This window comes from Paraglaciecola sp. L3A3 (assembly GCF_009796765.1).
Classification (GTDB): domain Bacteria; phylum Pseudomonadota; class Gammaproteobacteria; order Enterobacterales; family Alteromonadaceae; genus Paraglaciecola.
This window is the reverse complement of the sequence record NZ_CP047023.1, coordinates 1,548,078-1,573,204: the sequence shown is the minus strand read 5'-3', so window position 1 is coordinate 1,573,204 and position 25,127 is coordinate 1,548,078. Positions and strand designations below refer to the sequence as shown.

At 38.0% G+C, this 25,127-nt stretch carries 25 protein-coding genes and 1 tRNA gene; 8 read left to right on the top strand and 18 right to left on the bottom strand.

Features of this window, described 5'->3' with window-relative positions:
- Window positions 1–540: 540 nt before the first annotated feature.
- The 13 genes from flgL to GQR87_RS06495 form a co-directional block, all read right to left on the bottom strand.
- Entirely contained in the window at window positions 541–1,764 is a 1,224-nt protein-coding gene (gene flgL, locus GQR87_RS06555) for a flagellar hook-associated protein FlgL (RefSeq protein ID WP_158967700.1), read from the bottom strand.
- Between the two features lie 23 nt (window positions 1,765–1,787).
- Complete coding sequence (locus GQR87_RS06550; RefSeq protein WP_158967698.1) at window positions 1,788–3,950, bottom strand: flagellar basal body rod C-terminal domain-containing protein; 2,163 nt, start codon at window positions 3,948–3,950, stop codon at window positions 1,788–1,790.
- Between the two features lie 36 nt (window positions 3,951–3,986).
- Window positions 3,987–4,940, bottom strand: coding sequence for a flagellar assembly peptidoglycan hydrolase FlgJ (gene flgJ, locus GQR87_RS06545; RefSeq protein WP_158967696.1), 954 nt, complete (start codon window positions 4,938–4,940; stop codon window positions 3,987–3,989).
- A 7-nt stretch (window positions 4,941–4,947) separates the two neighbouring features.
- Window positions 4,948–6,060, bottom strand: coding sequence for a flagellar basal body P-ring protein FlgI (locus tag GQR87_RS06540; RefSeq protein WP_158972899.1), 1,113 nt, complete (start codon window positions 6,058–6,060; stop codon window positions 4,948–4,950).
- A 13-nt stretch (window positions 6,061–6,073) separates the two neighbouring features.
- Entirely contained in the window at window positions 6,074–6,772 is a 699-nt protein-coding gene (flgH, locus tag GQR87_RS06535) for a flagellar basal body L-ring protein FlgH (protein WP_233267470.1), read from the bottom strand.
- Window positions 6,773–6,788: 16 nt separating this feature from the next.
- Window positions 6,789–7,577, bottom strand: coding sequence for a flagellar basal-body rod protein FlgG (gene flgG, locus GQR87_RS06530; protein ID WP_158967694.1), 789 nt, complete (start codon window positions 7,575–7,577; stop codon window positions 6,789–6,791).
- A gap of 34 nt (window positions 7,578–7,611) precedes the next feature.
- Complete coding sequence (locus tag GQR87_RS06525) at window positions 7,612–8,355, bottom strand: flagellar basal body rod protein FlgF (protein ID WP_158967692.1); 744 nt, start codon at window positions 8,353–8,355, stop codon at window positions 7,612–7,614.
- 694 nt (window positions 8,356–9,049) lie between these two features.
- Complete coding sequence (gene flgE / locus GQR87_RS06520; RefSeq protein WP_158967690.1) at window positions 9,050–10,453, bottom strand: flagellar hook protein FlgE; 1,404 nt, start codon at window positions 10,451–10,453, stop codon at window positions 9,050–9,052.
- Window positions 10,454–10,467: 14 nt separating this feature from the next.
- Window positions 10,468–11,148, bottom strand: coding sequence for a flagellar hook assembly protein FlgD (locus GQR87_RS06515; RefSeq protein ID WP_158967688.1), 681 nt, complete (start codon window positions 11,146–11,148; stop codon window positions 10,468–10,470).
- A gap of 40 nt (window positions 11,149–11,188) precedes the next feature.
- Complete coding sequence (gene flgC, locus GQR87_RS06510) at window positions 11,189–11,611, bottom strand: flagellar basal body rod protein FlgC (protein WP_158967686.1); 423 nt, start codon at window positions 11,609–11,611, stop codon at window positions 11,189–11,191.
- Between the two features lie 2 nt (window positions 11,612–11,613).
- On the bottom strand, window positions 11,614–12,012 hold the full coding sequence (gene flgB / locus GQR87_RS06505; RefSeq protein WP_158967684.1) for a flagellar basal body rod protein FlgB: 399 nt from the start codon (window positions 12,010–12,012) through the stop codon (window positions 11,614–11,616).
- Between the two features lie 75 nt (window positions 12,013–12,087).
- Window positions 12,088–12,921 (bottom strand): protein-glutamate O-methyltransferase CheR, encoded by an 834-nt coding sequence (locus GQR87_RS06500; RefSeq protein WP_158967682.1) that lies wholly within the window; start codon window positions 12,919–12,921, stop codon window positions 12,088–12,090.
- A 79-nt stretch (window positions 12,922–13,000) separates the two neighbouring features.
- Window positions 13,001–13,924, bottom strand: a complete 924-nt coding sequence (locus GQR87_RS06495; protein ID WP_158967680.1) for a chemotaxis protein CheV — start codon at window positions 13,922–13,924, stop codon at window positions 13,001–13,003.
- Window positions 13,925–14,116: 192 nt separating this feature from the next.
- On the opposite strand from GQR87_RS06495, the gene flgA reads away from it, so the two are divergent.
- The 3 genes from flgA to flgN all read left to right on the top strand — a co-directional run bounded on the left by flgA (window position 14,117) and on the right by flgN (window position 15,759).
- Window positions 14,117–14,827, top strand: coding sequence for a flagellar basal body P-ring formation chaperone FlgA (gene flgA / locus GQR87_RS06490; RefSeq protein ID WP_158967678.1), 711 nt, complete (start codon window positions 14,117–14,119; stop codon window positions 14,825–14,827).
- A gap of 123 nt (window positions 14,828–14,950) precedes the next feature.
- Window positions 14,951–15,289 carry a flagellar biosynthesis anti-sigma factor FlgM gene (gene flgM, locus GQR87_RS06485; RefSeq protein WP_158967676.1) on the top strand — a complete coding sequence of 113 codons (339 nt, stop codon included), beginning with the start codon at window positions 14,951–14,953 and terminating at the stop codon, window positions 15,287–15,289.
- Between the two features lie 41 nt (window positions 15,290–15,330).
- Window positions 15,331–15,759: a flagellar export chaperone FlgN gene (flgN, locus tag GQR87_RS06480; RefSeq protein ID WP_158967675.1), complete on the top strand. Its 429-nt coding sequence runs from the start codon at window positions 15,331–15,333 to the stop codon at window positions 15,757–15,759.
- A gap of 252 nt (window positions 15,760–16,011) precedes the next feature.
- Here flgN and GQR87_RS06475 read toward each other — a convergent pair whose 3' ends face one another.
- Window positions 16,012–16,479 carry an LPP20 family lipoprotein gene (locus GQR87_RS06475; RefSeq protein WP_233267469.1) on the bottom strand — a complete coding sequence of 156 codons (468 nt, stop codon included), beginning with the start codon at window positions 16,477–16,479 and terminating at the stop codon, window positions 16,012–16,014.
- Between the two features lie 208 nt (window positions 16,480–16,687).
- Here GQR87_RS06475 and GQR87_RS06470 point away from each other — a divergent pair, with 208 nt between their 5' ends.
- The 3 genes from GQR87_RS06470 (at window position 16,688) to GQR87_RS06460 (ending at window position 19,870) form a co-directional block, all read left to right on the top strand.
- Complete coding sequence (locus tag GQR87_RS06470; protein WP_158967671.1) at window positions 16,688–17,845, top strand: flagellar assembly protein FlgT; 1,158 nt, start codon at window positions 16,688–16,690, stop codon at window positions 17,843–17,845.
- Window positions 17,846–18,165: 320 nt separating this feature from the next.
- Entirely contained in the window at window positions 18,166–19,350 is a 1,185-nt protein-coding gene (locus tag GQR87_RS06465; protein WP_158967669.1) for a tyrosine-type recombinase/integrase, read from the top strand.
- A gap of 262 nt (window positions 19,351–19,612) precedes the next feature.
- Window positions 19,613–19,870: a hypothetical protein gene (locus GQR87_RS06460; protein ID WP_158967667.1), complete on the top strand. Its 258-nt coding sequence runs from the start codon at window positions 19,613–19,615 to the stop codon at window positions 19,868–19,870.
- Here GQR87_RS06460 and GQR87_RS06455 read toward each other — a convergent pair.
- Window positions 19,871–19,945 (bottom strand) — tRNA-Arg (locus tag GQR87_RS06455).
- Window positions 19,946–19,953: 8 nt separating this feature from the next.
- Entirely contained in the window at window positions 19,954–21,897 is a 1,944-nt protein-coding gene (locus tag GQR87_RS06450; protein ID WP_158967665.1) for a replication endonuclease, read from the bottom strand.
- 315 nt (window positions 21,898–22,212) lie between these two features.
- Here GQR87_RS06450 and GQR87_RS06445 point away from each other — a divergent pair, with 315 nt between their 5' ends.
- Window positions 22,213–22,491, top strand: coding sequence for a hypothetical protein (locus GQR87_RS06445; protein ID WP_158967663.1), 279 nt, complete (start codon window positions 22,213–22,215; stop codon window positions 22,489–22,491).
- Between the two features lie 124 nt (window positions 22,492–22,615).
- On the opposite strand, the gene GQR87_RS06440 is transcribed toward GQR87_RS06445, so the two are convergent.
- Complete coding sequence (locus tag GQR87_RS06440) at window positions 22,616–23,692, bottom strand: hypothetical protein (protein WP_158967661.1); 1,077 nt, start codon at window positions 23,690–23,692, stop codon at window positions 22,616–22,618.
- Entirely contained in the window at window positions 23,692–23,952 is a 261-nt protein-coding gene (locus tag GQR87_RS06435; protein WP_158967659.1) for a helix-turn-helix domain-containing protein, read from the bottom strand. Before GQR87_RS06435 ends, GQR87_RS06440 begins: the two co-directional genes overlap by 1 nt.
- Before the next feature lie 60 nt (window positions 23,953–24,012).
- Here GQR87_RS06435 and GQR87_RS06430 point away from each other — a divergent pair, with 60 nt between their 5' ends.
- Window positions 24,013–25,104 (top strand): DNA cytosine methyltransferase, encoded by a 1,092-nt coding sequence (locus GQR87_RS06430; protein WP_158967657.1) that lies wholly within the window; start codon window positions 24,013–24,015, stop codon window positions 25,102–25,104.
- Window positions 25,105–25,127 lie beyond the last annotated feature (23 nt).

Below are 25,127 nucleotides of genomic sequence, written 5' to 3'. Positions count from 1 at the left end.
CGGTGAGCGTAGCGAATAAAATGCGCGCAGCACTTAAGTGGAGAAGCCGATGCTTTTGACTTTGTCGCGACTCAAAGCTCGCTATTTTTTATTACAAACTCAAATGGATAATTGGCAAGGATAGCCAATTAAGTGGTGCTTTGTCGGGAACAAATCAGCACGGCCTTTTGAGTTTATAAAAAATAGGGTAAGAGCTTTGTTGGAGACCGGCTTCTTTTGCTTACTTTTCTTAGCTGTTGACTAAATTTAATGGATAAATTTAGAACGCACTTTAGTGCGGCCCGAAGGGTGAAATATAGGGAAGTATTTCATAACATAAGTCAGTCAGGCCTCATGGATGAGGCTTGAAAAACGTCATGCGACCGCCAAGGATGGCGGAAGGTAGAATAACGCAGGACGCAGTTATCGAGATGACGATAAGCGAAGCGCATGCATTGTGAACGAAGTGAATGCTATAGCGCTCTAGTGTGCGCAGCACATCAATAAGCGCAGCACATAAGTGGCGCAGCCATGCTTTTCAAAAAAACAAATTCGTTTTATCTAAATATAATCGAACAGTGACGTGCCGGTTACTTTACTAAATGTAGCTTGCGCTGCTTGTAACGCTGCTTCTTGGCGGCTCAATTCAGATACAGCTTCAGCGTAGTCAACTTCTTCAATGTTTGAACGTGCAGTTTTATGAGTAATTTCTAAATCTAAATTCGAGGCATATACCGCATCTGTGATATTACCTCTACCACCAATTTCGGAAATTCCGTTGCCAATCTTAGTCAAAGCATTATCAGTACCGTATAAAACATCACTTAATGCTTCTTGAAAATCTCCGTCAGAGATAGTGTCGCTATTCAGAGCATTGATAAAGTTATTCAGCGTTTCTGCAATATTTTGTTTTTGCGGTGGCTCTAGTTGAAAATCTACAGTATTGCCTGGTGCACCTTCAATATTAAGTTCTAGCCCTTTAAAAAATAATGGCGTACCGCTACTAAAATCCACTGTATCTAGCACCGCACCTGTTCCCACATTACTAATTTCAGCCTGTGTGGCAGATAAAATGGTGACTCGAAATTGATTATTAACAGGGGTTAGAGCATCATAATTGCTTTGATGAAATTGATCAAAAGTACTCTGCTGTTTGATATCCAATTGAGCTGATGTGACCCCAACAGAGCCGGATATTGTAGATTTAAAGCGAGCATATACATCTTCGAATACGTCTTTGCCAGAACTATTCATTTGGACTTGAACCGTACTTGAGATTTGAATCTTGTTAGCCCCTGAATCTCCTTGAAAAGTATACTTGTTATCGCTCGAGCTAGGATTATAAGAAAATGCAGGATCTGATGATTTAAAGCCAGCAAAAATATATTCGCCTGCAGGGTTTTGACTATTCATTAAATCAAAAATTTGGTCTCTGATCTGAGTAATTTCTATACCAATCGCTTTTCGATCTTCTGTACCCACAATTCCATTACCAGATTGAACCATAAGCACTCTAGCTCTATCGGTTGCGGTTCTGATAGCTTTTAGTACAGTCTCTTCTTGCTCTAGACTATTGCTTAACAAGTTACTATTTTTTTTGTACTGAGCTATAAGGTCAATTTCTTCTGTTAAACGGATAACTTGAGATGCACCCACAGGATCATCTGATGGACGCAACAGTTTTTTACCAGAAGACAATTGCTGCTGAATGTCGGATAAATCTCCTTGATTCTCCAATACAGCTTGAATACTTCGATCGTAAAGTTGTCCTGTAGAAATACGCATAATTTAACCCGTAATAAACCTTATTAAACAATATTCAATATTGTATTAAACAAATCTTGTGCCGTTCCAATTAGTTTAGCGGCAGCGGAATAAGATTGTTGAAATCTAACCAAGTTAGCGGCCTCTTCATCTAAACTCACCCCAGAAACGGAATCAAACCAATCTTTAGATTGTGACTTTAAGGCTGCAGCCGCTTGCATTGCGATATCGGCACTGGAAGTTTTTTGGCCAATATCGCTGACGGTATTAGCATAAGCTTCATGAAAACTAACAGGCTGCCCTGAACCACTATTATTTAGCTGCATAATATTTTGATTCTGCAGATCAGCTAATACTAAGCCATTTCTATTATCATTCAGGCCATCGATATTATATTCAATAGTAAAACTGTCTCCAGCTTTAGGAACCCCTTGAATAGATAGATCATAACCGGGATAATTATCTAAAGCGCTAAAAGCCGCGGGCCAGGTAGGTCCAGTACCAGAAATTTCAGCCTGAGCTAACATATTATTAAAATCAGTGGTTCCGGTTACTTCTGTAATAACATTGCCGCTGCTATCTCGCACTTCATAAGCATTTTCTGCAGTAAAGAATATTTCTGCGGGTGCACCAACACCACCCGCTCCAGTTGGTGAAGAGCCGGGGCCATGGATCCCTCCAGCATCATTAAACCCAGACACTCGACTATCTGCAAAGGTGTTATCAATAAAGGTATTAGTCACTTTACTTGAAATAATTTCTGCATCACCTAAATTTTTGATACTAGGTTCAACATGGATAGGAGAAGCTAAAGCCAGATCTTCAGGACGGGTCATGGACACTTCTATTCTGTCTGCCGTATTTTTTGTGGGTTGTAACAAATACTTATCACCAGCAGTGTAAGCCGCCCCAGCAGAGAATTCTAATTCGATACCACCAATTACTGAGGTAAATGTTCCACCTTGAGCTTCAATTGCTGGATAAGTTTGAGTAATAGGCGTGCCATTAATATCAAGCACAGACGAACCGTCAGCATTCAAAGCCGCCACAGTGACATTCAGGGTTGCCGGCGCACCAGCGGCTACACTATTAATTGTCACTTCGTAATCAGCACTGGTAATTTTTCCAGCTTCACCTTGGGTAATGCGGCCAGTGACAGTACCATTTACCCCCACATTATCAGGATGTTCTAAACCAATAATATCGGGCAGTTTAAATATGTCTCCGCCAAGTTGACCATCATAATCCATACCCAATCGGTTTTGATTATTTAACGACTCGGTAACGGCCATCGCGACTTGACCTAACTCTCTGCGACTAGTTTCTAAAACTTCATCTCTGTAACGAAATAATCCACCTATCGCACCACCTAAATTGGTTTCTCTTAGGTTTAACGTTGTAGGTTTACCATTACTGGTTAACTGCAAAGATTTGTAATTAAGGTCTGCGTCGTTATTCACTTGAAACAAGTTCATTGAGCCATCTTGTAAAACCAAAGATTCACCCGAACTAAGATTAACTAACAAGCCTCCCGTATCTTTAGGATCATTTCGCACTTCTATAGACAACAAACTAGATAATTCAAGAATGGCGCTATCACGTTGGTTTTTTAAGGTACCAGGTTCATCAAATATATTACTAGATTGGTTAACACGAACAGCTTCATTCAATTCAGCAATAGATTTAATTAAGCTATTAACCTTATTGATATTGGCCGTCACTTCAATATTTAGTTCTCTTTCTTTTTCTGTTAAAAAACCTGAAATTGTGCCTATTTGGCCGATCAGTGATTCTGCTTCTCCTAATACTAATTGGCGAGCTGCAATACTAGTAGGGTCATCACTTGCCGTTTGCATGGAGGCAAAAAAACTACTCATACTTTTAGAGATACTATTTGCTTCGCTGGCAAATACATTATCTAAAATGGTAGTTTTATTATAAAAATTTTCGTGTTCACTTAATTGGGTGGTGTCTCTTCTAAGCTGATTTTGTGCAAAAACATTGATAACCCGTTCAGTCGTGCCCTGCCCTACCCCCCCCGTGACTTGGCTTTCGAAAGAGGTACGTTCTCGTACATAACCTTCTGTATTCACATTCGCGATATTATGGCCTGTGGTTCTAAGCAACTCATTACTGGCATTCACACCACTAGTGGCAATAGACATCAAACTCGCGTTTCGAGTAGTACCTGTATTATCTGCAATCATGGCTAGTCTCCCAATAGACAATCAACTGGACTATTTTCATGGCAATAAACTCTGCAAACGTTCACCTTCAAGTACTGATATGACTTTCTTGGCATAATCAGGATCTGTGGCATAGCCGGCTTTTTGCAATTCAGAAAAATATTCTTGAGGATCTTTATTATTTTTCAAAGCTTGTTGATAACGTGGGTTCTGCTGCACAAAACTTACATAATCATTCATTGAATCAGCAAAATTTTCATACACTCTAAATGGCGCCTTTTGTGTTTTAGCTATGCCCTTGTCCACTTCTAGAGTATCAACAATTGCTCTGTCACCTTGCCAACGTTTATCAGCTTTAATACCGAATAAATTGTGTGAGTTTTTACCGTCAGTGGTATGGATCATATATTGTCCCCAACCAGTTTCTACTGCGGCTTGAGCTAAGATAGCTTTAGGATCGACACCTAATTTTTCAGCAGCTTGCTGAGCTGCAGGATATAATTGTTCAACAAAAGCTTGAGCATCAGTAAAGGCCGCAGATTTAAAAGATGAAAATGTTTGGATTTCTTTTTCTGACAACACATTTTCTTGAGCTGATTGAGTACTTTTAATAGCTTGTCGATTTATACTCGACAAATTTCCATCGTTACGGATCACACCAGCTGGCATGTATCCATCGCCTAACTGACCTAGTTGTCGAACGATAATATCGGCTAAGCCAATACTGCCATTGTGAGACAAATCATCAGCAAGCTGTTTATCATGCATGTCACGATAAAACTTTACTTGATCAGAGTTAAATGGACTGTCCTTATCTTCCATTACATCTTGTGCTTTACGCATAGACTTCAGCATCATTTGCACAAAGATACCTTCAAACTGCTTAGCTGCTTCTTCTAATGCTCCTTTATCACCGCTTTGAGCTGCTTGACGAAGGATATCTAATCCTTTGATGTCATTGGCATTTCTAGATAACTCTAGTTGGCTTTGGTTGCTAATTGAATTTTCCATAGGGATCCTAGATAACGACTAGTTCGCCTTGCAAAGCACCCGCTTCACGTAAGGCTTCTAAAATGGCCATTAAATCTCCTGGAGCAGCACCTACCTCGTTTACCGCACGAACTAGTTCATCGAGTGTGACACCTGGGTCAAACTTGAAAATACGAGTATCATCTAGATTCACATCCACTATGGATTGGGTAGTCACCACTGTTTCACCTTCTGCTAATGCATTGGGTTGAGTGACGGTTTGATTTTCTGCAATCGTCACAGTTAACCCACCATGAGTAATAGCTGCAGGTAATAATCTGACATCTTGGCCAATCACGATCGTGCCAGAACGGCTGTTGATTACCACTCGAGCAGCAGCTCTTGCTGGGGTAAATTCAAAATTTTCTAATGTGGCTAAAAATCCTACTCTTTGCCCTACTTCTCTGGGTGCTGTTACTCGCACTGAAGCTGCATCGATAGGTGTAGCTATCACATATCCTTTAGCTGGATCGGCGCCCAAACGACGATTGATAGTGTCAGCCAATATTTGAGCTGTAGAAAAATCAGGGTTATTCAAGTTAAGGGTTAAATAGTCTTCTTGCATAAATCCACTCGGCACTGAACGCTCTACAAGAGCGCCATTAGCAATACGACCCACTGTAGGCGTATTCACCACAATTTTAGAGCCATCTCCCCCTTCGGCACCAAAACCACTCACCACTAAGCTCCCTTGAGCTATGGCATAAACTTTACCGTCTAAGCCTTTCAGAAAGGTCTGGATCAAAGTACCACCTTGTAAACTGGCAGCCTCGCCAACCGAAGACACTGTGACATCGATTGTCTGACCTGGTTTAATAAAAGGAGGTAATTCTGCATGTACAGCTACAGCAGCCACATTTTTAATCTTTGGTTTGAGACCACTATCTAAACTAATGCCAAAATTTGATAACATAGTGCGGAAACTTTGTTCCGTAAACGGACTTTGTTCGCCGGTACCCGGCAAACCGACCACTAGACCATATCCCACTAATTGGTTACTTCTCACACCTTGTACTCTAGCTAAATCTTTAATTCTTTGTGCTGAAGAGAATGGACTAAGCAATAAACTAGTTAACACCATTAAACTGATTGTAAATTTCATCATAATCTCCTAGCTACAAAGGCCAGTATTCAGAGGAAAAAAAGCTGCTTAACCAACCTTCTTTTTGAGCGGATGCAAATTCACCTGTACCACTATATTGAATGCGTGCATTAGCAATCTTGGTCGAGGTGATTTCATTAGTAGGGCTAACATCTGCAGGGCGAACCACTCCAGTTAAACGAATGTATTCATCACCGTTATTTAGGGTTAACCATTTTTCACCACGGACTAATAAATTCTGATTGGGTAACACTTTAACCACAGTGACCGAAATACTACCGAACAAATTATTACTTTGATTCGCTGACGAGTCGCCAGTGAAGTCTTTGGACGAATCAATCCCCAGCTGGATCGACTGATTACCAATATTTAACGCATTACCACCTAAACCAAGAATAGGACTTAAATCCATTCCTGTTTCTCTTGAGTTACTGGAACCAGCTGATTTTGTAGCCTGAGTACTTTCTCGTAAGGTAACTGAAATAATATCGCCTACTCGTCTGGCTTTCACATCAGAATAGAGGCTATTCGCCATGTCAGCTTGAAATATAGAACCATCATCAACAATCTTTTGTTCTGGCTCTTCAGACAATATAGGTGCGTAAAATGGATCATTAGGCAAAGGGGTTTTAGAACCTGTAGACTGACAAGCAGTCAACAAACATAAGCCTAGACCCAAAACATACATTTTTAGCAACATTGACAGACTCATCACAATCACTCTCTCACTATAGTTGTTGGATAACCTGGCCTAACATAGAATCCACTGCCGAAATAACTTTCGAGTTCATCTCATACAAACGTTGGCTTTCGATAAGGTTGACTAGCTCCTCGGTTACATTCACATTGGACGTTTCTAGAGCCCCTTGCACAACTGAACCTAAACCTTGTAAACCTGGCACCCCTTGAATGGGCGCTCCACTTACTGCAGATTCAACATACAGATTTTGCCCGATAGGTTGTAAACCCGTGGCATTGATAAAATCAGATATAGTGATTTGTCCTAACACTTGCGGTTCAGCTTCACCGTTTATAGTCACAGATACTTCACCGTCTTGGGATACAGTTATTTGTTGTGCATCTTCAGGTACTGTGATCTCTGGCTGCAATAAGAATCCAGCTCCAGGAGTCACAACTTGGCCTTGATCATTTAAAGTGAATTGACCATTACGGGTATAAGCAATGGTGCCGTCTGGCTGTAATACTTCAAAAAATCCTCGACCATTTACCAACATGTCCAAAGAATTTTCTGTGGTTAACATATTGCCTTGAGTATGAGATTTTTGGGTGGCAACCACTTTACTACCTGCTCCCACCATTAAACCTGAAGGCAACTCAGTATCAGCAGAGGAGCGACCACCAGGCTGATTAATATTTTGGTACAGCAAGTCTTCAAAAATCGCTCGGTCTTTCTTAAAGCCAACAGTACTAGCATTCGCTAAGTTATTCGAAATCACTGCGACATCTGTTTGTGCAGCATCTAAACCTGTTTTACTTATCCACAATGCTGGATGCATGGGTGCCTCCTAAAATTCTGTTTTTTACATTAATCTAAATAATTCTGAGTAATTGGTTACCACGTTGATCCAATGTCTCAGCTTGTTTCATTAATTTAACTTGCATTTCATAATGTCGTTGCAGACCGATCATACTGACCATTTCATCTACTGGATTGACATTACTTCCTTCCAACATACCGCTATGTATATTGACTAAAGCATCAGCGTCTGCTTGTTCACCATCTTTTAATCGAAAGAGTCCGTCCTCCCCCCTTACCATGTTGCGGACGTCTGGATTAACTAGTTTTAATCTACCCACTTCTTCTAAGATGGTTTCAGGCGCACCTTGAGGCCGAACCGACAAAGTACCGTCTGTAGCGATATCAAGTTCTGAGAGAGGTATAGGTAAAAATATAGGACCCCCATCACCTACCATAGTGTTACCGTGAGAGTCTTTCAGCTCACCATTGGCACCAATTTGCATGCTGCCATTTCGACTATAGGCTTCATTGCCATTAGCATCTTGTACCGAAAACCAACCATCACCTTGAACAGCTAAATCAAGCTTTCGATCTGTTTTTATCATAGAGCCACCAGCATAATTATTGACTGGACTTTCAGTCATAGAAAAAACGCGGGTTGGTAATCCTTCTCCAAAAGCAGGCATGGCACGAGACTGTTCAAGCAAAGCTTTAAAACCAACAGTTTGAGTATTTGCTAAGTTATTCGCCCGCACAGAAGTACCAATTAAATCTTGTTTGGCACCACTAGCGGCAATGTAAAGCATTTTATCCATGACTGATTCTTGACATTTATGGGACTTAGTTAAATAAATGCAATTAAGGTGCCATGAACAGAAAGTTGCGAATATCGAGGGGCGAGATAAAAGCAGTAAAAAGGCGGTAGATCCTAGGAGATATTTAGGAGTAAAAGATTGAACAGTGACAAGACACTAGAATATCGAATCTGCGGTTACTTTTTTCGTTACTCGTATCTCGCGCTTGCCTTCAATGGTTTATTGCTAACGACATGCAGGAATCACGGACTTTGTGGTCGAGTGATACCTCCTATTTACTAGGATCTGCCTTTATATTTTCCCCGCGGCTCGTATCTCGTCATTCGCGGCTACCTTCAATGGATCCCTGCTAACAACATGCAGGAATCACGGACTTTGAGGTCGGTGATAATTTTACTCTTGAACTGATTTTTTTAACTATTTCCTATCCCCTATTTACTAGGATCTGCTGTTGGCTTTTCTCTGTGTAGCGAAGCCTCTGTGATCGGCTTTTGATTTTAATAATGTAATGGCTCTTCTCAGTGTAACTCTGTGACACGCTTTAGTTTTTCTGCTCAGTCTGCGCTATTCTGCAGTGTGTTTTTTGCTCCTGCTATCTCCTACCCACTATCCACTGCTTTTTCTGCATTTCAACCCATAAAAAAGGCTGCGAAATGCAGCCTTTTTTATGGGTTGAAAGTACCTCAATCAATGATTAACGTATATTCAATACTGTTTGATTTAATTGGTTATTGATTTCTAACGCTCGGGAGTTAGCTTGGAAGTTTCGTTGAGCGATAATCATATCAATTAATTCTGTAGTAAGATTGACATTCGCTTGTTCTAGGGCTGAAGAGTTAATATCGCCAAAGGTCCCAGTAGTAGCTTCACCAGCTAATGCTTCGCCAGATAAAATACTTTCTTGCCATTGGGTGCTGCTTTGTTGGTTTAGCCCTTGGTCATTAGCAAAACGTATTAACGCCACACGTATAATAGGCTCAGATGTACCATTCGAATACGTAGCCCGAACTAAACCATCAGCTCCAATTTCAATCCCCGTTAATCGACCTACAGCTAATCCATCTTGTTCTAATGACGTCACTTCAAAACTAGAAGCGTATTGAGTAGGCTCATTGGCTGTTGCATTAATGGAGTCTAAATTAAAGTTAGTGATGATAGTTTGAGAAGGATCAGAACCATTCGTCAAGATAGATGCTCCTAAAGCCTCAGAAACAACATCTCCAGTGGCAACACTGGTGCCATCAGCATTTTGTATAGATTCAAAATCACCTCCTGAACTAAAGGTCATTCTATAAGCGGCAATTCCATTAGCTGCACCTAATGAGGTTTCGCCAACAACATTATCACCGGTCGTTGGGATAGAACCGATGGTATCTCCCTCAGTATTAAGAGGTTGATCATCTACATATGTAATGCCTAACCATTCATTTCTTTGTGGCGTTGCAGAAGCAGCGTTTAAATCTTTTACGAAATAATAAGTCATCACATGACTATCACCCAAGGTATCAAATACAGTCACCGACGTAGCCGCGTTATATGTCAATGGGTCTTCTGGATCAAACAAGTCTGGGTCTTTAGCATCAGATCCTGCAGGCAAGTTCATTTTTATTTGAACTTCAGAAGTAGGAGTTGGTGAGCCAGAAGAGTCAGGAATTCGCACCGGTTCAGTGGTACTTAAAGCGACAGAAGATGAAGTACCATCAGAATTAACAGGAAAACCTAATAAATGGTCACCATTTGAATTGACCACAAAATTTTCTGAATTGAGCTTAAACTGTCCAGCACGAGTAAAAGAAAAATCACGAGAATCCAGTTCGGGAACAGTACCAAAAAATCCATTACCGGTAATCGCTAAGTCCAATGAGTTATTTGTAAATTGCAAACTACCTTGAGTAAACTGTTGAGCAACCTCTTGCGTAATAACGCCATCACCCACTTTAGTTTTTCCACTAGCCAAAAGAGACTGAGCATACACATCGCCGAACTCAGCACGAGATTCTTTAAAGCCCACAGTATTGACATTTGCAATGTTGTTTGCCGTTGTATCTAGGTCTTTTTGGGCTGCTGACACGCCACTTAACGCAATATTAAAAGACATACTTATTTCTCCTGTTAACCACCGATTTGAATAACATCGTCAAGTGTGACACTGACGTTACCATTCAAATTAAGAATAATACCTTGGCTACTTGCAGCCAAACTAACACTGTCTACATGTCGATTTACCGCTGTTGGGATCAACTGTGACTCGTCACCTATTTTACCTTGGGCTTTAATCACATAATTGCCGACCGGCATTTGATTGCCTTTATTATCTGTGCCATCCCAATTAAACTGAATATTGCCAGGAGCTTGCGTTCCGGCATTTATGGTTCTGACTATTTCGCCAGCTTCTGTTTCTATAGTGATGTTAAGCTCTTGTACGGTTTCATCGTTAATCACCACACCAGAGACACTTTGTCCATCACCACCGATATAACCAACATCACCTTGTAATAATACTTGCTGACCAATCAAACTAGAGGCTTGTAAGGCTTGGTTTGACGTCATAGAGGTAGCAAAATCAGAAAACTTAGAATTTAATTGTTCAATACCATCGGCCATAGTGAAACTAGTCATTTGCGCCACCATTTGATCATTATCAACAGGTTTAGTTGGATCTTGATTAGCCAATTGCTCAGTTAATAATGAAAAGAAATCTTCTTGTGACAAGGTTTGATTACTATCATCAGCCACAGGTGTGGTTTCTTCTTGCCAATACAAATTACTATTTAAACCGTTAATAGTGCTCACAATATTTCCTCTGACTGACGATGCCTAAGACCAAAGATCATTATTGACCTTGTCCAAGTCGTAATACATTTCTAAATATACGTTTAGTGGTATCTGCAACTTGTACATTCGTTTCATAAGCCTTAGAAGCAGACATCATATCTGCCATTTCTTCTACTATGTTGACGTTAGGCTTATAGATATAACCATTTTCGTCAGCCATCGGATGACCAGGGCTATACTCAATTTGTAGTGGTTTATTACTTTCCACTATACCTAAAACACTCACTCTTGAGCCTACACCTTGGCCCTGTGATGCTTTATCTAATTCAGCGGCAAACACTGGATGACGAGCTTTATATGTCTCACCATAACTGCTACTAACACTATTAGCGTTAGCGACATTACTGGCAGTGGTATTTAACCGCACACTTTGTGCGCTCATGCCAGTACTTGCAATGTCCATTACATTAAATAAACTCATAATTATTGACCTCCACTGAGTGCCTTTTTCATACCTTTAATCTTACCGTTCAGAAACTCCATACCCGCCTGATAGCGTAAACCGTTATCTAAGAAAGTATTTCGCTCTATTTGCACATCGACTGTATTGCCATCACCGGTATCTGGCTGGTGAGGAATTCGATATTGCAGCTCGCCAATACCTTTCATTGTGCCTTTAATATGGTTTTCGTTAGTACGTGTTAAGTTGTGATCTCGTGCGTATTGAGCACTTTTCATTACTTGTTGAAAATCAATATCACGAGCTTTGTAGCCTGGAGTATCGGCATTGGCTAGGTTCCCAGCAATTATTTCCATCCGATCAGTACGAACTTGTAATGCTTTGTGATGGAACCCCATCAATTTATCTAAACTAATTGCCATTTACTTCTCCTCGTTATGAAGAAAGTAAAAGCAAGGGTTGTGCCAATGAGTATTTTAGTGAGGGTATAAGTGAAGTTATCGAGGTTTCTTTTGGTAATACAGGCCTGAAGCACTGCGAACCAAAATAAAATCATTAGATAAATCTGAAATGGATTCAGATGCGCCTAAGAACAAAATGCCGTCTTCTTGCAGGCAAGCGGCAATTTTTTGCAGGATTAGTTTTTTCACATCCGCTGAAAAATAAATTAAAACATTTCGACAAAATACAATATCAAAGCGTCCTAACGAATTATAACTATCTAACAAATTTATTGATTTAAAATTAGTTAGCGACTTCAGTTCAGGCTTGACTGTCAAATTACCATTCGCCGTAGTGTCAAAATAGCGTTGCTGATTTTGTAGGGGTAAGCCCCTAGCTATCGTTAAAGGATTATATTCACCTTTTTTACAATGCTCGAGCATATCTTTGGAGATATCAGTGCCTACAATCTCAACACTAGGACGAAATGAAGTCCCTGTATTTTGTTTATAGTCTAACAATGTCATGGCAATGGAATATGCTTCCTGACCTGAAGAACAAGCAGCAGACCAAATTCTTAACTGTGTTCTATTATTAGCAAAATGCGGGAATATGGTATTTTCAAGTAACTTAAAAGGATAACTATCTCGGAACCATAAGGTTTCGTTTGTGGTCATGGCTTCAATAGCCAATTCTCTAGCCTTTTGATCACCTTTGATAATTAAATCAATATAATCACCAACACTAGCGACATTGGCAGTTTTTAATAAAGGAGCCAGCCGACTGCGAACTAAATATTGCTTATTTTCACCTAAAACGATGCCGCATGCTTGCTCTAAAAACCGACTGAAAGATTGATATTTATTAATATCTAATTGATCGACTACCACTACTTTCTCTTATAAACATTGATATACCACTTTAATATTAAAGGGATAATAATTTTGGTAAACAACTAAAACCAGCGAGCTATTTGTTACCGAACCATTTTTGCACTGAGGTAGCTAATTCATCAGGGTGAAATTTAGCAATAAAATCGTCAGCCCCCACTTTTTCAACCATTGCTTGATTAAACACCCCACTTAATGAAGTATGTAAAATCACGTGTAAATTTTTTAATTCTGGGGTATTTCTAATTTCGGCAGTTAACGTATAACCATCCATTTCAGGCATTTCGATATCAGAGACTAAGACCCCAACTCTATCAGTCACATCACCAGTATCTTTGGCAATTTCTTTGAGCCGATTAAGCGCTTCTAGACCATTTTTAGCCAGCTCAATATTTAATCCTAATGCAGACAGTGCTTTTTTCACCTGATTACGAGCAACTGCTGAATCATCAGCAATAAAGATAATTTTTTCTTCCTGGTTATCAACTAGTAAATTATCGGCAACATCATCACTTAAATCAGTTTTAACCGGCGATATTTCATTTAAGATTTTTTCAACATCTAAAATTTCAATCAGTTCATTTTCAATCTCAGTGACTGCGGTGAGATAACTCGCCCTACCACTACCTTTAGGAGGCGGCATAATAGATTGCCAATTAGTGTTGATAATACGTTCAACCGAGCCCACCAAAAATCCCTGCACTGAACTATTGTATTCGGCAATGATCACAAAAGCAGTTGAAAGATCTTCAATGCGGCGGCCACCAGTGGCTAAACTCATATCAATAACCGAAATAGTCTGACCGCGTATATGAGCGATACCACGAACTAAATGATTCAATTTAGGCATAGAGGTCAATGGCGGGCACTGTAAAACTTCACGCACCTTAAACACATTAATACCAAATCGTTGTTTTGAATTCAGTTTAAAGAGCAATAATTCAAGTCTATTTTCACCAACCAGTTGAGTACGTTGGTTGACAGAGTTAAGGATCCCAGACATGCAATACTCCAAAATAAAACTATTAATCAAAAAGCGGCGTAGCTTTTGCTTAATCTACTACGAATGACCACTAAAACGATGAAATAACTAATCTTTTTAATATTAGCTATCGATTGTAATCAACGAGTGACTATAAATTGACACTCATTCAATAATTAATCCATAGCATAGACAAGTTAACAACAAGTGAACATGAAAAAATCATATTATTATCCAGTCGTATTTGCATTTATCATAAACATTTTAATCATGACGAATGTTATAGCGGCCGAATCCGAAAATAATTTAGCTAAAGTCGCTTTAATTAACCAAGCTCAAAGTTACCTGTTGAGTAGACTACACAGCAACACAAATAACAAAATTACAGTGGAAGCTATGCCGATAGATGACCGTATACATATACCTATGTGTCCGTCTGGATTAACCTTCACAGTGAATGAAGATGGGTTAAATCAATCTAATATCAGTGTAAAGGCGCAATGTATTAAAAATGGTTGGTATATGTTTTTAGTTATTAAAGCCATTGAGATACAACCAGTAGTGGTTTTATCTAGTGCTATTAGCCCCGGTACTTTATTAACCGAAAATAATGTGCATGTAATTAATATGGATAAAAAACGTTTAAGAAGTACAACTTTTGCCGATATAAATGAAGTGATTGGCGCAAGAATGAAACGCAGGGCAATAGCAGGTAGACCTATAGAGCCATCTAACCTTTGTTATGTATGTAAAGGAGATAGTGTTACCATTTCTGCAAACACTTCTGCAATGCAAGTAAAAACCACTGGTATTGCATTAGAAGATGGTAATATGGGTGATACCATTAGTGTCAGAAACAGTCGCTCTAATAAAAGAATTAAAGCCGTAGTTGCCGATACTGGCCAAGTTGAAATAAATATTTAATCAATAATTAGTATATAAATCAAAGTCTGATTGATTTAATGCCGAAAATTGAAATTTTTGCTAAAGTATCGCAGGTAACGGTCGATAACTATATTGAGGATAAATAGGTAGTGGGTAATCAAAATGTCTATTAACAATATAAATAATAATGGTGGTGTGAAAACCCCTATTGATAATCAAAAGCTTAATCAACAACAGCAAGCTTTGAATAACAATAATACGCAACAAGCTAGTTCACAGCAATCGGCAGCATCAACTGCGCGTCAAGATTCTGTGTCTTTAACCTCATCTGCTCAGCAGTTGACTCAGGTTCAAAAGAAAGGCAATGAAGCGCCAGTTAATCAAGAAAAAGTAGATAAGCTTAAAAAAGCCATCCAAAATGGTGAATATAAAGTGAATGCTGAATCTGTTGCGAATAAAATTTTCGCATTGGAATCAGAAATATTTGGTACTAAAGCATAATGACAGCATAATAGAGGCTGTCATTAACTTTGGTAGCACTTATGTCTGAATTAAAAAAAGCAATAAAAGATCAACATAATTTTTTACTTGAACTACAACAAACCTTAGAAACTGAATTACATTTAATCAGTAGCAGGGATGCAGAGTCATTAATTAATCTACTAAAAATCAAAGAATCCTTACTCGAATCAATACAAAGCCAAGACAATGTTATATCTGAGCTCTATAAAAAGCTGAGTGAACAACAAAAAACTGAGCCTGAACTTATTGCTTTATTTGATGAAGCCAAAGACATGGTGTCTCAATGTCAGTTTCGTACACAAATAAATCAGACAGCAGTGGAACAGGGACAATTGCGTCTAGAACATCTAAGAAACTTACTTCTTGAATCTAGAGCCAAAGAATCTATGACCTACGATAAAAGCGGTCGTACACGAGGTGGTTCTAGTGGTGGTGGGATAAGCGCTTAATTGTACTAACTCGGATTCGAGCTTCCAGCAAAACTATAAAAACAGCGATTAAAAAAAATCTACTTTTTAGTAAAGTTCTGCTGTTATTTTTTCTCGTATCACGCGACTGCCTTAAATGGGTTCCTGCTAACCACATGCAGGAATGACAGACTTTAAGGTCAAGTAATAATCTTGCTTTTAATCCTAATTTTTAACTATTTACTAGGATCATCATTTTAACTATTTCTTACCTCCTATTTACCAGGTTCTGCCTTAATAATAATGAACTTTTTTTACTTTTTTCGGCTTGGCCGTTGATAAGTAAATATCATTCACTAATTTCAGATCTAATTCTAGTTCAGTGGCGTAAGTATCATCGCCAACAGGGTAGCTTTTCACGACACGAGCGCCTCTAATCACTCCTTGTACTGAACTGTCTAATTGAGTGTTTTCAATTACTAAGCTAGATAAAGACTGTTCGCCGTTAATTTTTTGTCCATAAACCTGCTCAGCTAATTCTCTATATGCATCCAGTTTAGATGCTTTCAAAGCCATCAACATTTTGCCTGCTGCATTTTTGCCATTTTGTGCAGAAATAGGCGCATAACCCACGGCAGAGAGAATAGGAAAAGAATCTGGTTCAACGGTTTCCCACTCAACATGCTTACTAAAAAGGCTAGTGCAGCCCGTTAGTAGTAAAAAAATACTGGCAAGCAGAGTTTGACTGCAAAACTTCGACATATAACTTGTTAATTTATTCACGATACCATTCCAATAGAGGACATTGGTCATTCTTCTGCAATAACTACACCAAATGTACATTATTTGCCACAAAGAATAGAAGAACATAAAGTTGGGTACGATTTGTGCTTTATAAGTAAATATAAAAGCAGATAGATAAACGTCATTATTTTGTCATCTGAACTCAAGCTGTTTAAAAGGCTCAAATATGAAATTGGTAAATTTAACAAAAATACTTCTTTGCAGCAGTTTACTCACAATCAGTTTACCTGCATTAAGTATTTGGTTTGAGGCCTCTGGGCAAGCCGTGATCCATAACGGCGACAAAACCATTGCCAAACAACAAGCTACACAAGAAGCGATTAAACAAGCATTACTCTTTGCCGGAGCCTCAGTAAAAAGTGTGCAACATATGGCAAATGGTTTGATATCCGAAGACAGGCTTGAAGTCACAACCTCTGGTGAGGTAGCCAGTGTCGAATTAATCAGCGAGGTATATCAGGGTGATGTTATCACTGTATCTGTGAGAGCTGATATTTTCCCACAAGAAACATTTTGTAGTGCATCAGATTACAAAAAGAATATTATCACCACTTGGTACAAAATAAATAAGCGGCAACAAGCTGCCGTCGGCAACATGTTCGACTTTGGCAAGGTATTAGCCAATAGGCTTCAGCAAGCATCACAAAAGTTTGCACAACACTCTAATATTAATGCAGTAGAAAATTACTATATACAACCCAATAGTCATCACAGTCCATCTCAAGCAATGACCTTGGCCAAAAAAACCGGCGCTCAATATGTATTATTGGGGGAAATTTTAGATTTTGGCATTGAAACAGAAAAAAGTTCAAAATTAACCTTTTGGAAAGAAAACAAAATAAGCCGCAACTTATCATTAGCCTTTTCTCTTTACGATGGCAACTCTGGTGAATTAATCTTCAAAGATCAAGTCAGTATCACAGCGCCTTGGAGGTTTAACCTGCACTCTATGGTTAATTCAGAAGGCCCGGCCCTATGGCAATCTGGATTTGGTAAAGCCACCCAAGAACTGATCCTAGAGATCAATAAAAATATAGATGACACTGTAAGCTGCTTACCTGCTTATGGCAGAGTGGTTGCTACTGGTAACGAACAATTGACCATTAATATAGGTAAACAAAATGGGGTGAAAGAAGGCGATGTATTAACCTTATTTCAAGTAAATTATGTTTATGATGACAATAACCAAACATTGAAACACTACCAATTACATCCCGAAAAGGTAAAAGTCACCAGTGTTTTCCATCAAAGTGCCATTGTAGTCTCACAAAATGGTGTACCTTTGGCTAATATTCAACCAAACGACTTTGTTGCAAGGCGATAGAGGTTCCAATCAATTGCAGCCTAAGCCATAATGCACCTGCATTAAATTCTGTCCCCGTAGTTTAATGGATAAAACGAGGCCCTCCTAAGGTGTTTACCTACTTTTCCCGTGAAAATAAAGTCAAATTTTGATCAATTTAATTTTAACTTATATACCATCTATTAATTCAAATCATTGATTTAATTAAATAAATCTACTTATTACTTTTTAATATACCATCTATTAAATATAGTAACAAAAAGCATAACAAAAATCAATAGATGCACTTTAACTACAGTTTAACTATACTTATAGTTATAGAAAATCAAATAGGGTTTATTATGAGTAATTTTGGTACTAGGTATAAGCTCAGCAATACACTTATAAAAAAGCTTACGGTCGATAATCTTAATGGCAAGCCTACTCGTGATTATTGGGACACGGAGTCTAGGACTCTTATTTTAAGGCTCTCTAAGCGTTATAAGACGTTTTATTGTAAGATTGATAAAGGTATGTCTTATTTAGGTCGTTTTACTCTTGATTCTGCTCCTGACAGTTTAACTCTTGAGCAGGCTCGCGAAAAGGCTAATATAAATGCGATAAGTTCTAAAGGTGCAAAGCATAATGGTTTCGTTAATTTATCCTTAGAGGGTTATCTTGATAATTTTTATGTGAAAGATCGTAAGTTGCTTGGTAGGGTTGTTGGTGACGACACTATTAATTTAATTAAGCGTGAATTTAAGGCACTTCTTTCTAAGCGTCTTAAGGATATTTGTAATGATGATATGATTATTTGGAGGGGGAGTAAGTCTGCCGTAAAGGATGCTACCAAGAGAAGATCTTATGTTGTTTTTAGGTCGCTTTTTAATACATTAGTTGAAAAAAAATATATTAAAGAAAACCCAATAGATAAAATGACTTTTAATATTGGTAATACTGAGAAGATAGCTTATCACAATTTAGATTATGACGCTGCTAGTAGCTATATAGATAGCCTTAATACTTCTGATGAAGGTAAGTTTGTTGTTTTATCAATTATGCTTACTGGCGCTCGTCCCATTGAGATAATTCGCTCTAATTGCACCCAGTATACTAAAGTTACAGATAATGAATATAAGGTCGAGTACATTAGTGCTTTTTCTAAAAATTCTACCTCTAGAACTGTTCATGTTAATAATAGTATTTATTCTAAGTATTTAGAGCGTTTACTTCTGTCTTATTCTCTGCACTCTAAAGGTTATTCTTCTCGTCTTATGAATAGTATTAAAGATAAATCAGGTAATCCAATCCATAGGGAGTTTACAACAAGTGTTTATCGCCCTACTTGGGACTTATTAAAGGCTAAGTTTGACCTTAATGGTAGGCTGTATGACTTAAGACACACCTTTGCATCTAGGGTGTTTAAGAATACTTCAAATATAGCTGGTGTCGCTTATCTGCTCGGTGACTCTATTTCTACTGCTACAAAATATTATGTTTCAATGGATAGTGAGGAGACAAGGAAGCTTACTTCTAATTTAAAATAGCTCTTACATTTTATCAAAATTATATTTTGTGGCCTCCCTGCCCCAGCCATTTTTTCAAACTATTTAAAATTTCAGCTCCCCCCTTAATTTCTTCATTCTTGCCTTATTATAGGTAAATGCCATCTTTGGAATTAAAAACAAAAAAAATAAAAAGCTTTTTAACGTCTTTTTTAACCACCAATTAAACTAACTATGGTATAATATATATTATTTAGCTATAAGTCGTTTTGTTATGGATAGTATTTTAGATCTTAGAAGAAGTATGAGTATTGATAAAGAGTCCGTTAATTCTATTGAAAAAGAGATAGTTGCTTTAAAGGCTATATTTGAACTCCCTTTAACTCGTTGTGAGCTGGAGGTTCTTAAGGGCATTAAGGATATGCCTTTTTATAGGGTTATGAGTTTAAGAAGGAATAATACATTTGAACTTAATTTAGTTTCTGAGGAGCTTTACGGCATCAAAGAAGATACAGTGTCTTCTGATGATTTTCACGAAGCCTTTCTCTCTAATAGCCCTTAATGGTGTCCCCTGCAAGAATCGAACTTGCATCTAAATCTTAGGAGGATTCTATTTTATCCATTAAACTAAGGGGACAGCGGGCTTTATTCTATCACTTCAACCTCTCTTGTTGTCCACTCTTTTTCGTCGTTCCTCTCTGGATTCCAAATATCTATCAATTTTGTTGTTTTCTTGCTCTCAACTTGGCTTTTAGCGCAAGCCGAAGGCTGCGCACTTGGACAATATATAATAAGTCCCCCACGCTTTGGGGACTCGCCAGCAATCTTTTGATCTGATATTTGGTATTTTACCGCTGCTGACCCCAATCCGTTAACTTCTAGCCCTACTGCTCTTTCTTTTATTTCCCCGTATTTGTTTTTATATTCTTCTTTTATTATATTCACGCTATTCTCTTCTTCCTTTATTAGATTGGTGAATTTCAAATAACTCTCATGTGCCTGTTCAGTTGCTTTTATCATTACTTCTGAGTCATTGTAGGATATTATTGCTTTGTCCATTTTGAGGTTCCACAGGTGCCATTTCCCCTGTATTTTAATAACGACTCCGCCTTTCGCTAATAAATGTACTTCTTTTTGGATTCCCTCCATTTTTAGTATATCTATTCCACTGACCATTTTTGCCTGCCTCCATTTACTTATTATTCCTTTAAAGCCAATCACACTAAAGGCTCTAGCACCTACACAAGACCTCCAAGCGTCTACCGATGCTATATCTTTTTTTAATTTACTGTCTAGCCCTGATCCGAAGCACTTCATTAGGTATTTACTCACATATGTTGCGGCGGTTGCTCTTGGTCTTATTTCATCACCGATTTGAACATCTACTTTTTGGTCAACTGTAATTGTTACGCTAGGGGTGCTTGCTTTATACTGACCGTCCATTAATTCACTTTCCAGCTTATCCATTTTTTTCAAATAACCAGTTACACGCACTCTGTCCTTTGTAAACTGATTTTTATAGTCAAATCCTTTAAATACATATTCCATTATCGCTCTTATATCTTTTTCATTTACGAATAAAAGTACATGTAGGTGTGGGCACCCATCCATATGGGGTTCAATTATTCTGAAGCCGTATGCATCCCCTTTACTTAATTCTATTCCACTTCTGTTAAAATGCTTTTTTGACTCATCCCATCGTTCATTTATAAAATGTACAGCTTCTTTGATCGTCGTTCCATCATAGCTATTCTTTCCTTTAGTTGGGTTCGGGTGCATTCTAGGAGGACATGTCATTGTTATAAACATCCACCTCTTCCCTTCTTGTTCAGACATTAACTCCATAGCTTTTATTTGCATGTAGTATTCATTGAATTTCTTCTTTACCTGCTCTTCGTATCCATCAAGTTTAAATTCGTTACCATTTTTTAAATCTACTATAATTTTACTTTTTAAGAATTTATCATTTGATTCAATTTGAGCTGCTCTTGTGTCTCTCATATCAGGTGTTGAATATTTGTAAACTTCCCTTGTCCACTTCATACCTTTATTTTTTTCTTTTTGCGATATTTTGCCCTTGTTTCTTAAGGTATTTAATCTCTTCATTCTTCTTCCAGTTACGCGAGTCAACCTCCTTAGTTTTAAGGCGTTCGCAACTTTCGTTATGGCTCTTTTTATATGCGCCTTATCTTTTATTCTTTCCATCCAATTTTCAGTCTTTAAAGTTGGCTCTAGAATATCTATCTCTTTCTTTATCCATTTTATAAATTCTTGTTCTTTTGCTTGCCCTGTCGTTACTTCTGAGACTTTTAACGCTATTTCTGTAGCTATTACTTTTGTTAAGTCCGATATAGCTTTATGACTGCAATTTTTTATCTCAAGGACTAGAGAGCACCAGTTACTCAACGTGTAAGAGGAGTTTAATTCATGAATTCCCTTTTTCTCACCATCATCGTCAATAAATTCGGGCGTTTTTTTAGCCTCGTTTGCTCTCGCTTGAGTTGCTTCCCATAGTTCGGCAACATTGTCTGACTTGACTTTAAGGTCGGCCTTTTTCTGACTATTGACAAAAACAAAATCCTGTGACATTATGAATTCCTTAGCTTTTCTTATATAATACTACTCGTGCAGGTTTTTTCTTAAAAACCAGACATAATCCTCTAAAAAAAACAAAAAACTCATTATCTGTCAATGACTTATAAATTATAAGCTATATCATCTAGATGACACATATCCGCACGCAAAAAAACAAATTTTATCTTATTGATTTTTAAAGAATTTTTTCACTTTGATATATTGTAAACCTGACACATAGCACCATAATGTTGACCCATATATCAAAATGATATATGATACTGTCTATACATACAGCTTTGTGTGTTTAATTTAATAAGGTGATTTACTATGAAACAGCAGGCTTTAGTTTTGGGAGTTACCCGCTCCAAAGGTACATCTAAAAAAACGGGGAATGACTACGATATCAGTAAAATTAATATCGCATCAGAAGGCAAGGCTTTCGGTAGTGAAGGTGAGGCATTCGGATTAGCCGGTCAAGAGCTAAATATTACTCCAGAATTATTTCAAAAAGCTAAAGGTTTAAAGTACCCATTAACCGCAAGCATTTCCTTTAATGTTGATTTAGGTAGTGGGCGACTTAGTGTTATTGACGTTGAAGCAGCTTAAATCCGCTTGTCTCACGTATCAAGAACTGTGAGGCGTTACATTTAAGTAACGCTCATCACAATATCGGGTGGTGAAAAAAGCATACGATTAAGATTAGAAGCTAAAATGTCAATTTAAAAGGAAGCTAACAAAAAATGCTATTCCAGCCATTTCTAGTTGTTATTGGTCTTTCAATTTGACTGATAAAACTTTGTAGTTCCAGCATTACTTCGTGAACTTCCTGTGCTGATAGAAATGCCATCATTGAAAGAATAAAAGATCTTATCTCCACAAAGTTGAATTGTTTCCCCTTATAATTTAACGCACCATTTTGAACACCGGACAATGAGTTTATATCCTCTGGTATTCTGCAAACAAAACTTACTTGCTTCTCTAACATTCCCACGGAATGTAGCGATTGGATACAATCATCCAGCCTTTTCGCGTCAATTTTTTTCACTGTCACTTCAAAAAGATTATATGGCGTATTTGATGATTCCAGCCAAATATCAGCGGGCTTCTTTGATGTAGTATTAGTACCAAATACACTTTCGTCTCCCCCTTCCACAACAACTGTTGAAGTCGAATATAATTTTTTCATCAATTTTGATACCACTAATTGAGGTATCGTGCCGCTTTCTGGGAATCTCAGTACAAATTCTAATAGTTTATTAGCAGAAACCTGATTGGCTAATTCTTGCTGATCGGGAACAATAATCTGAATCGATGCAATACTGTTGGCATACTCAACCAATTTAAAGAAAAAATAATTAATAAGATCTTCTTGCTCTTCATTTGATGCGGCTTCAATACAATGTAGGTAATCGACAGCCGCTTGTGCTGAGGCTTGTGGTCTTTTTCCTTTAGCCCAAGCGTCATCTAGAACATTAATGTTTTTTGCTACATTCAAAGGGTCTGACTTTCCACAAGGAATTCTATTTTCAAAAGCATAGAATATTCCTTGTTCAAATATAGAACGTGGATTACATGAATAAAAATCATTTAAGGGGTCATAGTTGGGGTTTAAATACTTACCTGTTATAGCTGTAGCAACAACCCCTCGAAAACCTTTAGCTGGTACAAATATCAAAGCTAATAAGATTGATTTTATATAGTCATAATTTGGTATATTTTGAAAATCAGATTCTGTGAAGTCTGATGCTAAATCTAACTTATCAATTACATATTGTTTTGCACGTTCATTTCGTTGAGCAACGTTCATTATTTTTCCAATTTAAAAAACTCAATAACAAGTTGCTTCAGCTTTAAATTTTCACTCATACGATAAACGGACAATAGTTCTCTAAATTCAAGTATATCGATCCGTCTTTCACTTGTTTCAATCTTAGATATTTCAGACTGTGTCATTTTTAGGGTGTTAGCGACTTCCGTCTGTGATAAACCCAAACGTTTTCTTTCTTGACACAGCTTTTCAATCAAGTTGCTGTATTGCTCATTATGTATTGTTTTACTTCTTTTCATAGGAAATGGAGTGTGCTACATTCCCCAAAATATTCGAAATTCCAATATTTAGAGGACTGTATGAGACTAAATGCTATATCACTTTTTGCTGGCGCTGGGGGAATGGATATCGGGGCTATTAATGCGGGGTTTAATATTGTTGCTGCTTCAGAACTTGATCCACACGCATGTAATACATACAGAGAAAACCACCCTGATACAATTGTAATAGAGGGGGACATCGACCAAAACCTTGAAGAAATTGCTAAATTTAAAGGCGTTGATCTTGTCATAGGTGGCCCACCATGCCAAGGCTTCTCTGTTGCAGGTAAAATGGATCCCTCAGACCCTAGGTCGAAGCTGGTGTTTTCCTTTTGTGATGTAGTGGAAATGGTGAAGCCGAAAGCCTTTATAATGGAAAACGTAAAGTCTCTAGGAAGTTTGGCAAAGTTCCAGGACGTGAGAGAAGAAATATATAGAAGAATGGAATCCGCTGGATATCAAGTTACTATGAATATATTAAATGCTAAAGATTTCGGGGTACCTCAGTCAAGAGAGCGAGTTTTTTTTACGGGTATTGTAAAAGGGTTTCGGCCTATTTCTTCTGAATGTTATGAACCATTTAGAACAGAATCAATTTCATTAAGGCAAGCAATTTCTCATTTAGGCAGGGCGGGTTCTGAGAGCAATCCGAATAAGACTAAAGCAAAAATCACTCTTGCCGCAAACCCTGTTTTAAGAAAATCCCCATATGCAGGAATGTTATTTAATGGTCAAGGTAGGCCACTTAATCCAGATGCATGGTCTAGCACCCTTCCAGCTAGTATGGGTGGTAATAGAACTCCAATAATAGACGAGGAGCATTTATATGATGATGAGCCAAGTTGGGTTGAGGATCATCACCAAAAACTAATGACAGGAGCTTGTAAAGCTGAATACAAAGACGCCCCCCCTAGGTTAAGAAGGCTGACTATTGATGAAGCTGCAATTTTACAAACGTTTCCTACAGATTATAAATTTATGGGACCTCAAACTAGAGTATTTAGCCAAATTGGAAATGCTGTTCCATGTAAGCTAGCTCAGGTTGTAACTCTTGCAATAAAAAACTCATTAACAAATTCACCTATGAAAGGAATAATTAAAAAGGCTCAGCAGGAGTTAGAGTTAGTTTAACTCCATGTTAGTTTTCGTCACTG